Source organism: Microbacterium sp. NPDC088619 (assembly GCF_044752825.1).
Lineage (GTDB): Bacteria > Actinomycetota > Actinomycetes > Actinomycetales > Microbacteriaceae > Microbacterium.
This window is the reverse complement of sequence record NZ_JBIVLZ010000001.1, coordinates 2494753-2508507: the sequence shown is the minus strand read 5'-3', so window position 1 is coordinate 2508507 and position 13755 is coordinate 2494753. Positions and strand designations below refer to the sequence as shown.

General features: G+C 64.2%; 13 protein-coding genes. 7 read left to right on the top strand and 6 right to left on the bottom strand.

Annotated features, from left to right (window positions below; translation table 11 throughout):
- Nucleotides 1–289 precede the first annotated feature (289 nt).
- Genes rsmG through rpmH form a run of 6 tightly spaced genes read right to left on the bottom strand, consistent with a single transcriptional unit; the run spans nucleotide 290 to nucleotide 3345 of the window.
- Nucleotides 290–913, bottom strand: a complete 624-nt coding sequence (gene rsmG / locus ACIP5T_RS12075; RefSeq protein ID WP_400864718.1) for a 16S rRNA (guanine(527)-N(7))-methyltransferase RsmG — start codon at nucleotides 911–913, stop codon at nucleotides 290–292.
- A 34-nt stretch (nucleotides 914–947) separates the two neighbouring features.
- On the bottom strand, nucleotides 948–1439 hold the full coding sequence (locus ACIP5T_RS12070; RefSeq protein WP_400863382.1) for a protein jag: 492 nt from the start codon (nucleotides 1437–1439) through the stop codon (nucleotides 948–950).
- Entirely contained in the window at nucleotides 1436–2506 is a 1071-nt protein-coding gene (yidC, locus tag ACIP5T_RS12065) for a membrane protein insertase YidC (protein ID WP_400863381.1), read from the bottom strand. The genes ACIP5T_RS12070 and yidC overlap by 4 nt, the downstream gene beginning before the upstream one ends.
- A gap of 3 nt (nucleotides 2507–2509) precedes the next feature.
- Nucleotides 2510–2860: a membrane protein insertion efficiency factor YidD gene (gene yidD / locus ACIP5T_RS12060; protein ID WP_400863379.1), complete on the bottom strand. Its 351-nt coding sequence runs from the start codon at nucleotides 2858–2860 to the stop codon at nucleotides 2510–2512.
- Complete coding sequence (gene rnpA / locus ACIP5T_RS12055; protein ID WP_400863378.1) at nucleotides 2857–3201, bottom strand: ribonuclease P protein component; 345 nt, start codon at nucleotides 3199–3201, stop codon at nucleotides 2857–2859. Before rnpA ends, yidD begins: the two co-directional genes overlap by 4 nt.
- 6 nt (nucleotides 3202–3207) lie before the next feature.
- Entirely contained in the window at nucleotides 3208–3345 is a 138-nt protein-coding gene (gene rpmH, locus ACIP5T_RS12050) for a 50S ribosomal protein L34 (RefSeq protein ID WP_042541555.1), read from the bottom strand.
- A gap of 316 nt (nucleotides 3346–3661) precedes the next feature.
- Here rpmH and dnaA point away from each other — a divergent pair, with 316 nt between their 5' ends.
- The 7 genes from dnaA to ACIP5T_RS12015 all read left to right on the top strand — a co-directional run bounded on the left by dnaA (nucleotide 3662) and on the right by ACIP5T_RS12015 (nucleotide 13678).
- The gene (gene dnaA, locus ACIP5T_RS12045) at nucleotides 3662–5053 is read left to right on the top strand and encodes a chromosomal replication initiator protein DnaA (protein ID WP_400863376.1); all 1392 of its coding nucleotides are present in this window, start codon (nucleotides 3662–3664) and stop codon (nucleotides 5051–5053) included.
- Between the two features lie 493 nt (nucleotides 5054–5546).
- Entirely contained in the window at nucleotides 5547–6689 is a 1143-nt protein-coding gene (gene dnaN / locus ACIP5T_RS12040) for a DNA polymerase III subunit beta (protein WP_042541557.1), read from the top strand.
- Between the two features lie 63 nt (nucleotides 6690–6752).
- Nucleotides 6753–7913 carry a DNA replication/repair protein RecF gene (gene recF, locus ACIP5T_RS12035; protein WP_400863374.1) on the top strand — a complete coding sequence of 387 codons (1161 nt, stop codon included), beginning with the start codon at nucleotides 6753–6755 and terminating at the stop codon, nucleotides 7911–7913.
- The gene (locus ACIP5T_RS12030) at nucleotides 7906–8421 is read left to right on the top strand and encodes a DUF721 domain-containing protein (protein ID WP_400863373.1); all 516 of its coding nucleotides are present in this window, start codon (nucleotides 7906–7908) and stop codon (nucleotides 8419–8421) included. Before recF ends, ACIP5T_RS12030 begins: the two co-directional genes overlap by 8 nt.
- A 118-nt stretch (nucleotides 8422–8539) precedes the next feature.
- Entirely contained in the window at nucleotides 8540–10654 is a 2115-nt protein-coding gene (gyrB, locus tag ACIP5T_RS12025; RefSeq protein WP_400863372.1) for a DNA topoisomerase (ATP-hydrolyzing) subunit B, read from the top strand.
- A gap of 52 nt (nucleotides 10655–10706) precedes the next feature.
- Nucleotides 10707–13277: a DNA gyrase subunit A gene (gene gyrA / locus ACIP5T_RS12020; RefSeq protein ID WP_400863371.1), complete on the top strand. Its 2571-nt coding sequence runs from the start codon at nucleotides 10707–10709 to the stop codon at nucleotides 13275–13277.
- On the top strand, nucleotides 13274–13678 hold the full coding sequence (locus ACIP5T_RS12015) for a DUF3566 domain-containing protein (protein ID WP_400863370.1): 405 nt from the start codon (nucleotides 13274–13276) through the stop codon (nucleotides 13676–13678). Before gyrA ends, ACIP5T_RS12015 begins: the two co-directional genes overlap by 4 nt.
- Nucleotides 13679–13755: the final 77 nt, after the last annotated feature.

Genomic DNA, 13755 nt, shown 5'->3' with positions numbered 1-13755 from the left:
TAGACCTCTCGCCATCCGGGTCGTAGCCGCTACTCGTCGGCAGAGCTGTCTGCGAGGACGTTTCACGTGAAACGCATGAGTGGCGTACGACCCCGAACCAACCACATGATCAGAGCAACCGAGACCCGCACCTTACGTGGGTCACTCCAACCACTGCCATCTTGTGCCAACGCGTCCGGCGCTGTTCAAGGGGGCGCCAGCCGGTATCCGGGTAAGCACCACGGGGCATTCCCGCACGATGATTCGCAGCAACGAGCTGCACGAGAACCTGTCTGGCCTCAACCGTCGGCTATCGAACGACGGCCCGGACCACTCTCGTCGTCTCAGGAAGCACGCTCTCGCCGAGCGTCTCCACCCTCACGTCGGACAGACGGAACTTCTTGATCTGCTTCTGAGCTGCTTCGATCTCATTCGCAGCATTCATTCCCTTGAGCAGCGTCAGTTCGCCGCCGTCACGCACGAGGGGCGCGGTGAGAGGGATCAGTGTTCTCAACGCGCTCACCGCCCGCGCGGTGACCACATCGAACCCCACCGGGAGACGCACGTCCTCAGCTCGAGCACGGAGCACCTCGACGTTGTCCAGGCGCAACTCCGTGACCTGCTCGTTCAGCCATGTGACACGACGTTCCATCGGCTCGATGAGCGTCCACTGCACGTCGGGGCGGGCGATCGCGAGAACGATTCCGGGCAACCCAGCCCCGGAGCCGATGTCTGCAACAGATCCGTGAAACAGGGGGGCAGCGATGACGCTGTTCAAAATGTGCCTGGTCCACAGACGCGGCAGTTCGAGAGGGCCGATCAGTCCTCTCTCCTCACCATGCTCCGTCAGAGCCGCAGCAAACTGGCGCGCCAGTTCGATCCGATCCCCGAACAGCTCAACAGCTACGGAGGGTTCGACCTCGACGACACTCATGACCGCACCCCGCCTGGATGTTTCACGTGAAACGTCAACGACGACGCAAGACGGTGTGGCGGTCAGCGCCTTCGCCGTAGGACTCGGAGACAAGTCCCTGATCAGCGGCAATATCGTGAACCAACTTGCGCTCGTAGCTCGACATCGCGGGCAGCGATGCCTGGGTCGCTCCATCGTCGAGCTTCGCGGCCGCGGCGTTCACGAGCGTCTCGAGCTGCCGGCGGCGTGCGTCGCGCGATCCACCGACGTCGAGGATCAGCCGCGAGAACGAACCGGTCTTGTTCTGAACCGCGAGACGGGTCAGCTCCTGCAGGGCCTGCACCGTGTCGGGCGCAGAAAGCACGGCAAGCCCATCGCCTTCAGCCTCGACCGACACATATGCGCGGCCCTGGCGGACATCGAGATTCAGATCGCCGTCAATGTCGGCGATGTCGAGCAGCTCCTCGAGGTAGTCGGCTGCGACGTCTCCCTCGTTCTCGAGCTCGGCGACCGTGGGTTCCACGATCTCGGTCACGTTGTCGGTCACGAACCGCTCCCCTTCTTCTTCGAACGCTTCTTGCCCACCGGCTGCTGACGCTTGGGTGCCTGTGCCTTCGCGCGCTCGGCCTCTTCGAGCAGACGCTGCTGCTCTGCTTCGTAAGCCGCCATGGGAACGACCTTGCCCGATCCGTCGATCGCCTTGCCCTTGCGAGCCAGTCGCTCTTCCCGCGCCTTGGCTGCTTCAGACCCGGGAGTAGGCATCTCGCGGATGACGAGGAACTGCTGCCCCATCGTCCAGAGGTTCGAGATGAACCAGTACACGACCACACCGAGCGGGAAGAAGATGCCCGAGAAGATGAAGCCGAGCGGCAGCACGTAGAGCATGATCTTCTGCATCTGGTACGCCTGGCCGGTCTTGGCCTCGGGCGACAGGTTCTTCGAGATGATCTGCAGCTGGGTGAAGAACTGCGACGCGATCATGAGCACGACGAGCGTGACCAGGATGACGATCGCCGTCGTGTTGCCTGCATCCACCGCGTTGCCGAGAGTCTCGTGCAGTGATGCGACTCCGAAGAGCTCGGCGTTGTAGAACTGCTCGGTCAGCTCGGCGTTCAGCAGGCCCACACCACCGACACCCAGGTTGTGGTGCTTGGAGACATCACTCAGCACGCTGAACAGCGAGAAGAAGATGGGCATCTGCACGAGAAGCGGCAGACAGCTCGACATCGGCGTCGTGCCGTGCTTCTTATACAGCGCCATGGTCTCGCGGCTCATCGCCTCACGAGACAGCTGATCCTTCTTACCCCGGTACTTCTCCTGAACTTTTCGCAGTTCAGGAGCGATTTCCATCATCTTTCGCTGGCTCTTGATCTGCTTCACGAAGAGCGGGATCAGCGCAGCGCGCACCACGATCACGAGTCCGACGATCGAGAGCACCCAGGTCAGACCGGATGCTGCCGGAAGGCCGACGGCCGTCAGCAGCCAATGCCAGGCGACGAGCACGAGCTCGACGACCCACTTGAGGGGCCAGAGGATGGTTCCGATCAGATCGAAGCCGCCGGAGGCAGGCTCCGGCGAAGGTGTTGCGCTGGCGAGCAGAAGGTCAAGACCCACCGATCAATCCTTTCGGGCAGGGACGACGAAACCGCGAGCGGTCAGGTCATAACGGAAGTGTTGGTGCGGACGGACGTCATCGACGCCGCCGTGGCTCCAGGGATTGCAACGGAGGATGCGCCATGCCGAGAGCATCGCTCCCCTCACCGCGCCGTGCTGTTGCACCGCACCTACAGCGTAAGCGGAACAAGATGGGTAATAGGCACAGACATCTCCGTACATCGGGGAGATCACCTTGCGATACCCGGTGAGGAAACCCAGAACCAGATTCCTCGGGATCAGCGGGATGCTGCGCAGCACATCCCCGGTCTGCAGATGCGCGGTTCCGATCGAGGATGCCGGGAGGGCGGTCATGCTCGAGCCTGCCCGAGGCGGTCGAGACAGCGATTCACATCGGCGCTCAGCTCTGCGTATGTCGCTGTCGCAGATGCAGGAAGGGCACGGATGACGACATCCATGCCCTCGGGGACCCGCGCCAGCGCATCCGCACACACGGCTTTGAGTCGCCGACGCACGGTATTGCGCACCACAGCGGTGCCCACCTGCTTGCTGATGATGAATCCGAACCTCGCGGCTCTGTTCTCGCCCGTCGCCAACATCGAAGTGACGACCTTGGCTCCGCCACAACGGGATCCGCGTCGAACGACCAGGCGATAGTCGCTCCCGCGGGTCACACGAAACGGGCGGGCGAGCACAGCGATCTACGCGGAGAGCTCGGTGCGGCCCTTCGCGCGGCGAGCCGAGAGGATCGAACGGCCGGCGCGGGTGCGCATGCGAAGACGGAAGCCGTGCTTCTTGGCGCGACGACGGTTGTTGGGCTGGAAGGTGCGCTTGCTCATGAAATCACTCCGGGAATGCTGCCACCGGGATCATTTTGACCGGAGACATAGGGATCTGCCATTCAGGCATAAGTCAACCGATTAAGGGTACGTCCTGACGGCGCGCAGAGCAAATCTGCGCGCTTCGGCCCGGACCCCGACACGATCCGCACAGCTACTATCCACAACCTCGGGCGTGCACGTATGCGCAACACGCGCGCGGATTTCCGTGGGCAGGTTGCCGTTCACAGCCGTGGTGACTACCGTGGCATCCGAAGTTATCCACAGGCGAGCCGCGTGATCCCGACGGCCCGTCGCCCCCTCAGCACGGAGCGTCATGTCATCACCTGCCCAGCCCGACGTTCCGATCTGGACCACGGTGCAGGAGCTCCTCGAAGCGGATGACAGGGTCACCCCTCAACTCCAGGGATTCCTCAGCCTCGCCGTTCCGGCTGGAGTGATGGCGGCGACGCTCTATCTCGAGGTGCCCAACGATCTCACCGCTGCGCAGATCAACAAGAGACTGCGGCTGCCGATCATGGAAGCCCTCTCCCACATCGGCGAGGAGGTCACCTCCTACCGAGTGGTGGTCAACCACGAGCTCGCCGAGCAGCCGACGGCGCCCATCGCGGTCGCGGACTACGGTCGCCAGGAGCAGATCCGCGTCGAGTCTCCGATGGAGCAGCCGACGCAGCAGCGTCACGAGTCGCGGCTCAACCCCAAGTACACCTTCGACAACTTCGTCATCGGACAGTCGAACAGGTTCGCGCACGCCGCAGCGGTCGCCGTCGCCGAGGCGCCGGCCAAGGCCTACAACCCGCTGTTCATCTACGGTGACTCCGGTCTCGGCAAGACCCACCTGCTGCACGCGATCGGCGACTACGCCCAGTCTCTCTACGCAGGCGTCAAGGTCAGGTACGTGTCGAGCGAGGAATTCACGAACGACTTCATCAACTCGATCGCGAACAACAGGGGCGCAGCCTTCCAGGCCCGCTACCGCGATGTCGACATCCTCCTGATCGACGACATCCAGTTCCTGCAGGGTCGCGCCGAGACCCAGGAGGCGTTCTTCCATACCTTCAACACTCTCCACGACCACAACAAGCAGGTCGTGATCACGAGCGACGTGGCCCCGAAGCACCTGACAGGCTTCGAGGACCGCATGCGGAGCCGGTTCGAGTGGGGTCTGATCACCGATGTACAGGCTCCTGACCTCGAGACGAGAATCGCGATTCTCCGTAAGAAGGCGCAGAGCGAAGCCCTTCATATTCCCGACGAGGTACTCGAGTACATCGCGACGGTGGTCTCGTCGAACATCCGTGAACTCGAGGGGGCGCTGATCCGTGTCTCGGCCTTCGCCAGCCTGAACCGCTCGGCTCTCGACATCTCTCTCGCCCAGACGGTGCTGCGCGACATCATCGACACGGCTGAGGACAACATCATCTCGCCGACCGACATCATCACCGCGACCGCGCAGTACTTCAAGCTGACCGTCGACGATCTCTACGGCTCGAGCAGATCGCAGCAGATCGCCACGTCACGCCAGATCGCCATGTACCTGTGCCGAGAGCGCACCAGCCTCTCGCTGCCGAAGATCGGGCAGTTGTTCGGCAACCGGGACCACACCACGGTGATGTACGCCTACAAGAAGATCAGCGAGCTCATGAAGGAGCGGCGTTCGATCTACAACCAGGTGACAGAGATCACCACGCAGCTCGGTCGACGCTGAGCCCGCGCCACCTCGAAAAGGGGGTCGTGGCTTCCGATGGGAAGCCACGACCCCCTTTCTGTGCGCCTGAGAGGCATATGGCCGGCTCGATCGATGCCAGTTTGCACATGTGGATAACTTGTGGATGAATCGCCTCGAGATCGGGACGGATGTGTGAGAAACCGCCGAACCTGTGGATAACTGTGGGAGACGGTGCGACCCCCGGGAAGCTGTCCACCCGCGGATTCCTCAGGGTTTCCACAAGTGACAACCGTGTAGTTCCCTACTGGCGTCTGCTTTCCACCGAGTTATCCACAGTATCCACAGGTGTTAACACCGTTAAGGAGTTAATTCAATTCAAGGGCGATCCGATCACCAGACGGTGGGGAAAGTCGAACGGACCCGCGGTTTGCTCCGGTCGTAGGGATCCGCCCGACTGTGGGGCTAGCATGGGAAGCCCTGCACAGGCAGGAACGATGACGACACGTCTCAGAATGACGACAAGGGAGCACCCGTGAGGTTTCAGGTCAACCGCGATGTCTTCAGCGAGGCTGTGTCCTTCGTCGTCAAGCTGCTTCCGCAGCGGAACCCGCAGCCGATTCTCGCCGGAGTGCTGATCGAGGCCGACGGATCAGGGCTCACGCTCTCGGCCTTCGACTACGAGGCATCCGCTCGGACCACCATCGAAGCCACGGTCGACACCCCCGGCACGATACTCGTCCACGGTCGACTGCTCTCCGACATCGCCAGCCGCCTGCCCAACGCGCCGATCGAGATCGCCGTCGAGGACGACGGCAGCATCACCGTCACGTGCGGCTCCGCTCGGTTCACCCTCGCAGCCATGCCGGTCGAGGAATATCCCTCCATCCCCGAGGTGTCCGGCTCGTCCGGCGTCGTCCCGGCCGATGATTTCGGAACCGCGATCGCTCAGGTCGGCTTCGCCGCATCGCGTGACGACGTGACCCCCGTGCTCACGGGTGTGCAGCTCGAGGTCTCCGGACACACGCTCAGCCTGGTCGCGACGGACCGCTATCGTGTCTCGCTCCGAGACGTCCCGTGGGATGGCGAGGCGGTCGAAGCGAGCGCACTGGTCCCTGCACGCACGCTTCTCGAAGTCGGAAAGACCTTCGGTCACGCCGGAACCATCCAGATCGCATTCTCCGGAGCCGGCGATCGCGAGATCATCGCCTTCACGGCAGGCAACAAGACCGTGACCTCGCTGCTGATCAAGGGCAACTTCCCGCCTGTCCGCCGTCTGTTCCCCGAGCAGACCGAGCACTACGCGGTCGTGAACACCGCCGACCTCGTCGAAGCGGTGCGCCGCGTGTCGCTCGTGCTGGATCGCGCAGCTCCGCTGCGCTTCACGTTCACGTCCGACAGCGTCACGATGGATGCATCGGGCAGCGAGCACGCACGTGCCTCCGAGTCCGTCGACGCGATCCTGAACGGTGGCGACGATGTCACTCTCGGCCTCAACCCGCAGTACCTCATCGAGGCACTCGGAGCGGTCAAGAGCGAGTTCGTCCGCGTCACGTTCACCTCGAGCGACAACGCGAACAAGCTCAGTCCCGTGCTGATCACCAGCCAGACATCGGTCGATCAGGCCGGGCTCGACTCGTTCAAGTACCTGCTGCAGCCGAACCTGCTGCTCCGCTGATCCTGCGACGGGCGAACGCCGCGCGGGGACAGCGGTGTCAGACCCCGAAGGTAGGCTGACAGCGTGATTGTGGAACACCTGAGCCTGGTCGACTTCCGCAATTATGCGACCGCGGATCTCGCTCTGCACAAGGGCCCCAACGTCTTGGTCGGCCGCAACGGTCAGGGCAAGACCAACCTCGCAGAGGCCGTCGTCTTCCTCGCCACTCTCGGCTCCCACAGGGTGTCGTCGGATGCGCCGATGGTGCGCGAAGGCCAGGATTTCGCGATCATCCGCGCACGCCTGTCGCACGGTGAACGCAAGGTGCTGATCGAGGTGCAGCTCAACAAGCAGGGTACGAACAAGGCGCGCATCAACGGATCTCCCTCGAAGACGAATGAGCTTCCCCGATATGCCCACGTCGTGCTGTTCGCCCCTGAAGATCTGCAGATCGTGCGCGGCGACCCGTCTTCTCGCCGTCGTTTCGTCGACCAGCTGCTGATCCAGCGCACTCCTCGCATGTCGTCAGTGCTCGCCGACTACGACCGTGTGCTCAAGCAGCGCAACGCCCTTCTGAAGTCGGCGCGAGCGCGCGGCATCAAGGGCGAAGGGCTGAGCACCCTCGATGTATGGGACGACAAGCTCGTCTCCCTCGGAGCCGAGATCATCACGGCGCGTCAGCGTCTCGCGGCCGATCTGCAGCATCCGGTCGCAGAGGCGTATGCGGCGATCGCCGGCGAGGATCATCGTCCCCAGCTCGACTGGGCGCTCTCGGTGCGAGGCGCAGATCCCGAAGAGGGAGTCGATGCGCCGGCCGAGACCTCGGGAGACATCGCCGAGATGTTCCACGCCGCACTGCTCGCCAAGCGATCGAACGAGCTCGACCGCGGACTCACCCTGACCGGCCCTCATCGCGATGATCTCGTTCTACGGGTTCGCGGTCTGCCGGTGAAGGGTTACGCATCGCACGGGGAGTCCTGGTCTGTGGCGCTCGCGCTACGCCTCGCCTCCGCCGAGCTGCTGCGCAGCGAGTCCCCCGCCGGCGACCCCGTGCTGATCCTCGATGACGTGTTCGCCGAACTCGATGCCGATCGCCGACAGCGCCTCGCGGCGCTCACCGCGGGTTACGAGCAGGTGGTCGTGACCGCGGCAGTGGAGGAGGATATCCCCGAGGTGCTCCATGCCCACGTGGTCAGGATCTCGGCCGGCACCATCAGTGACGAGAGGGAAGTGGCAGATGAGTGACATCGCACCTGTCCCGGCATCCGCTCCGACACCGGAGACCCCCGAGACGGTCGCGACCTACCTGCGTCTGCGTGGCCTCGCTCCGAGTTCGAAGTCGTGGAAGCGCAAGCGACGGATCGTCGCAGACGACGACAACGCTCCCTTCACACCCGGTCGTGACCCCGGTCCCCTCGGGGCGGTGCTCGACAAGCTCACCCGCGACGCGGGCTGGCAGAAGACTCTCGCCCGCGAAGACCTGGTCAGGCAGTGGTCCGATCTCGCGGGCACCGACACGGCGAAGCACTCCGAACCGGTCTCTCTCGAACGCGGAGTGCTCACCGTGAAGTGCGATTCGACGGCCTGGGCGAAGAACCTCCAGTACATGCGCGGGACCATCCTCACCGAGATCGGTCGACGGTATCCGGATGCGGGAGTGGAGAACCTCCGCTTCATCGGACCGGACGTACCCTCATGGAAATGGGGTCCCAGAGTCGTTCCAGGACGGGGCCCGCGCGATACCTACGGGTAGGGCACCGTTCAGGGGGTTCGAGAGGCTCAGAGGGCCATACACGGCCGTTCAGCGGGATTTCGACTCGAAAGACCGCTAGAATGGGAGTTCGTGATATCGATGTGGAGAATGCCCTCTGATGACGCCTGAATTCCCTGCTGACGAGACGGAATCGACCACCGGGGAAACCCCTGACCCCTCCCAGGGCGCAGAGACCCAGACTCCCGCGGAAGCGGAGGTGAGGTCCACATCGATCTCCCCCAAGATCAAGCAGCCCGGCGAGTACGGTGCCGATTCGATCCAGATCCTCGAAGGACTCGAGGCGGTGCGCAAGCGACCCGGCATGTACATCGGATCCACGGGTCCGCGCGGTCTGCACCACCTGGTCTACGAGATCGTCGACAACTCCGTCGATGAGGCTCTCGCCGGCTACGCCGACACCATCTTCGTCACCCTGCTCGAAGACGGCGGCGTGCGCGTGATCGACAATGGCCGCGGAATCCCGGTGGATCCGCACTCCTCCGACCCGTCGAAGTCGACGGTCGAGGTCGTGCTGACGATCCTGCACGCCGGTGGCAAGTTCGGCGGCGGCGCGTACGCCGTCTCGGGCGGTCTGCACGGCGTCGGCTCCTCGGTCGTGAACGCCCTCTCGACGCGTTTCGACGTCGAGGTCAAGCAGAAGGGCTTCGTCTGGCGGCACAGCTTCGCCGACGGCGGAGTGCCGCAGCAGAAGCTCATCAAGGGCGAAGAGACCGAGGACACCGGCACGAGCATCACGTTCTGGCCGGATGCCTCGATCTTCACCGAGACGACCGACTTCGACTACGACACCCTGCGCACGCGGTTCCAGCAGATGGCGTTCCTCAACAAGGGTCTCCGCATCGAGCTGCTCGACGAGCGCGCGTCCTCGGCCTACGAGGTCGAAGAAGCCGGCGTCACCACGACCAAGCAGCCCGGCGACGTCTTCTTCTACGAGCGCGGACTCGTCGACTACGTCGAGTACCTCAACAAGGTGCGTCACGCGGAGGTCGTCAACGAGGAGATCATCGCCTTCGAGTCCGAGGACACGGCGCGCAAGATCTCGCTCGAGGTCGCGATGCAGTGGACCACCTCGTACACCGAGAACGTGTTCACCTACGCGAACACGATCAACACGCACGAGGGCGGCACCCATGAAGAGGGCTTCCGCGCAGCGCTCACCACGCTGGTGAACAAGTACGCGCGTGCGAACAACATCCTCAAGGAGAAGGACGACAACCTCTCCGGCGACGATGTGCGCGAGGGATTGACCGCCGTCATCTCGATCAAGCTGGGCGAGCCCCAGTTCGAGGGTCAGACCAAGACCAAGCTGGGCAACACCGAGGCCAAGGCGTTCGTGCAGAAGGTCGTGGGCGATCAGCTCGGCGACTGGTTCGACCGCAACCCCGCGCAGGCGAAGAACATCATCCGCAAGGCGCTCGACGCAGCGACCGCGCGTCTCGCCGCTCGCAAGGCGCGGGAGACCGCACGGCGAAAGAGCGTGTTCGAGTCGGCTGCCATGCCCGACAAGCTCAAGGACTGCACCAGCAAGGACCCCTCGATCAGCGAGATCTTCCTCGTCGAGGGTGACTCGGCCGGCGGCTCCGCCGTGCAGGGACGCGACCCGCACACGCAGGCGATCCTCGCGCTCCGCGGCAAGATCCTCAACGTCGAGCGCGCTCGCCTCGACAAGGCGCTCGGCAACCGCGAGGTCCAGGCGATGATCCAGGCCTTCGGCACGGGCATCGGCGAGGACTTCGACATCGAGAAGGCGCGCTATCACAAGATCGTGCTGATGGCGGATGCCGACGTCGACGGCCAGCACATCACGACGCTGCTTCTGACGCTGCTGTTCCGTTACATGCGCGGCCTCATCGAGGCCGGTTTCGTGTACCTCGCGATGCCGCCGCTGTACCGCCTCAAGTGGTCGAACCAGCCGCACGAATACGTGTTCAGCGACGCGGAGCGCGATGCGCTGCTGAAGTTCGGCCTCGACAACGGCAAGCGCATCCCGAAGGATGCCGGCATCCAGCGCTACAAGGGTCTCGGCGAGATGAACGCCAAGGAGCTGTGGGAGACCACGATGGATCACACGACGCGGACGCTCCGCCAGGTGACCATCGAGGATGCCGCGGCGGCAGACGAGATCTTCAGCGTGCTGATGGGTGAGGACGTCGAATCACGACGCAGCTTCATCCAGCGCAACGCCAAGGACGTCCGCTTCCTCGACATCTGAGGCGCCCCGCGCCCTGCATTCGCTCGAATAACGACCGGAATCGACAACACACATGACTGACGAAGTACGCCCCGAGCCCCCGGCCCACGACCACGGGAACATCGACCAGGTCGACCTGAAGTTCGAGATGGAGCGCAGCTATCTCGACTACGCGATGGCCGTGATCGTCGGACGTGCCCTCCCCGACGTGCGCGACGGTCTGAAGCCGGTGCACCGCCGCGTGATCTACGGCATGTACGACGGTGGGTTCCGCCCCGACAAGTCGTTCTCGAAGTGCGCCCGTGTCGTGGGCGAGGTCATGGGTCAGTACCACCCCCACGGTGACTCGGCGATCTACGACGCCCTCGTTCGTCTCGTTCAGCCGTGGGCGCTGCGGTACCCGCTCGCGCTGGGTCAGGGAAACTTCGGATCTCCCGGCAACATGGGAGCCGCTGCTCCTCGATACACCGAGACGAAGATGGCTCCGCTCGCGCTCGAGATGGTGCGCGACATCGAAGAAGACACCGTCGACTTCCAGGACAACTACGACGGCCAGACCCAGGAGCCGACAGTCCTTCCGGCGCGGTTCCCGAACCTGCTCGTCAACGGCTCGGTCGGAATCGCCGTCGGCATGGCGACCAACATCCCCCCGCACAACCTGCGTGAGATCTCGGATGCCGCGCTCTGGGCGCTCGACAACCCCGGCCTTCCGCGTGAAGAGCTCCTCGACGGGCTGATCCAGCGCGTTCCCGGCCCTGACTTCCCGACCGGCGCTCAGATCCTGGGCACCAAGGGAATCCACGAGGCCTATCGCACCGGTCGCGGATCCATCACGATGCGCGCGGTCGTCAACGTCGAGGAGATCCAGGGCCGCACGTGCCTCGTGATCACCGAGCTGCCGTACCAGGTGAACCCCGACAACGTCGCTGTGAAGATCGGCGACCTCGTCCGTGACGGCAAGATCAGCGGCATCGCCGACATCCGCGACGAGTCCTCGGACCGCACGGGCCAGCGCCTCGTCGTCGTGCTCAAGCGCGATGCCGTCGCGAAGGTCGTGCTCAACAACCTCTACAAGCACACGCAGCTGCAGGAGAACTTCGGCGCGAACATGCTCGCGATCGTCGACGGCGTGCCGCGCACCCTGGCGCTCGACGGGTTCGTGACCTACTGGATCACCCACCAGCTCGAGGTCATCGTCCGCCGCACGCGCTTCCGCCTGGCGAAGGCCGAGCGTCGCATGCACATCCTGCGCGGCTACCTCAAGGCGCTCGACGCGCTCGACGAGGTCATTGCTCTGATCCGTCGTTCGGCCACGGTCGACGACGCCCGCGAGGGGCTGAAGAAGCTCCTCGAGATCGACGACGACCAGGCCCAGGCCATCCTCGACATGCAGCTCCGTCGCCTCGCGGCGCTCGAGCGGCAGAAGATCCTCGACGAGGCGGCCGAGCTCGAGCGCCTCATCGCCGAGTACCAGGCGATCCTCGCCGATGAGTCGCTGCAGCGCGACATCATCCGCGAAGAGCTCACGGGTATCGTCGATCGCTTCGGCGACGACCGTCGCACGCACATCCTGCACGGTTTCGACGGCGACGTCTCGATGGAAGACCTCATCGCCGAGGAGGAGATGGTCGTCACCATCACCCGGGCGGGGTACATCAAGCGCACCCGCAGCGACAACTACCGCTCGCAGCACCGCGGCGGCAAGGGCATCAAGGGCGCCCAGCTGCGGGCGGACGACATCGTCGAGCACTTCTTCGTGACGACGACCCACCACTGGCTGCTGTTCTTCACCGACAAGGGGCGCGTCTACCGCGCGAAGACCTACGAGGTCCCCGAAGCCGGGCGGGACGCGAAGGGCACGCATGTCGCCAACCTGCTCGCGCTGCAGCCCGACGAGAACATCGCTCAGGTGCTCGACATCCGTGACTACGCGGTCGCCGACTACCTGGTGCTCGCGACGCGCGACGGTCTGGTCAAGAAGACGCGCCTCGACACGTATGACACCAACCGCCAGGGCGGCGTCATCGCGATCCGCCTGAACGACGAGGACGAACTGGTCTCGGCGCTCATGGTGAACGCCGAGGACGACATCCTCCTCATCAGCCGCCGGGGCATGTCCGTCAGGTTCAGCGCGACCGACGATGCGCTGCGACCGATGGGACGCGCCACCGCCGGGGTGAAGGGCATGAAGTTCCGCGAGGGCGACAGCCTGCTGTCGGCATCCGTCGCGGCTCCCGGTCAGTTCGTGTTCGTGGTGACCGACGGCGGCTACGCGAAGCGCACGGCGATCGAGGAATATCGCGTCCAGGGACGCGGTGGTTTCGGCATCAAGGTGGCCAAGCTCAACGACGATCGGGGCACTCTCGCGGGTGGTCTGATGGTCTCCTCCGACGACGAGGTCCTTGTGGTTCTGTCCAGCGGCAAGGTGGTACGCTCTGCCGTGGCCGAGGTGCCCGCCAAGGGCCGAGACACCATGGGAGTGGTGTTCGCACGGACGACGGAAGCCGACCGGATCCTCGCCATCGCCCGCAACGGCGAGCGGGGCCTCACCGAGGAAGACGAATCGGATGAGGCAGAGGTGGACTCCGAATCCACCGCCACCGCCCCCGAGACGAACGAGAACCCTGAGGAAGCAGACGCATGAGCACAGTAGCCGAAAAGCTGGCGAAGAAGTCCACGCGCAAGACCGGCGGGAAGCAGGTGCGCCTGCGCCTCGTCTACGTCGACTTCTGGTCGGCCGTGAAGCTCTCGTTCCTCGGAGCGGTCGCACTCGCGATCGTCACCATGGTGTCGTTCTTCCTGATCTTCCTGGTTCTCCAGGCGACGGGACTCCTCACTCAGGCTGACGAGATCGTCGGTGCGATCACCGACAACTCGGTGCGCATCTCCGAGGTCGCCGGGCTGCCGCAGGTGATGGCGTTCGCCGCCGTCGTCTCGATTCTGAACCTGATCGTGTTCACGGTGCTCGGCGCCGTCGTGGCCGGCATCTACAACGTCGCCGTGAAGGTGACGGGCGGTCTGCTCGTCGGCTTCATGTCGAACTGACCCTCCAGATTCGAAGAGGGGCGGATGCTTCGGCATCCGCCCCTCTTTCTGTGCTCCCGTGGAGTAGGGAAAACCCG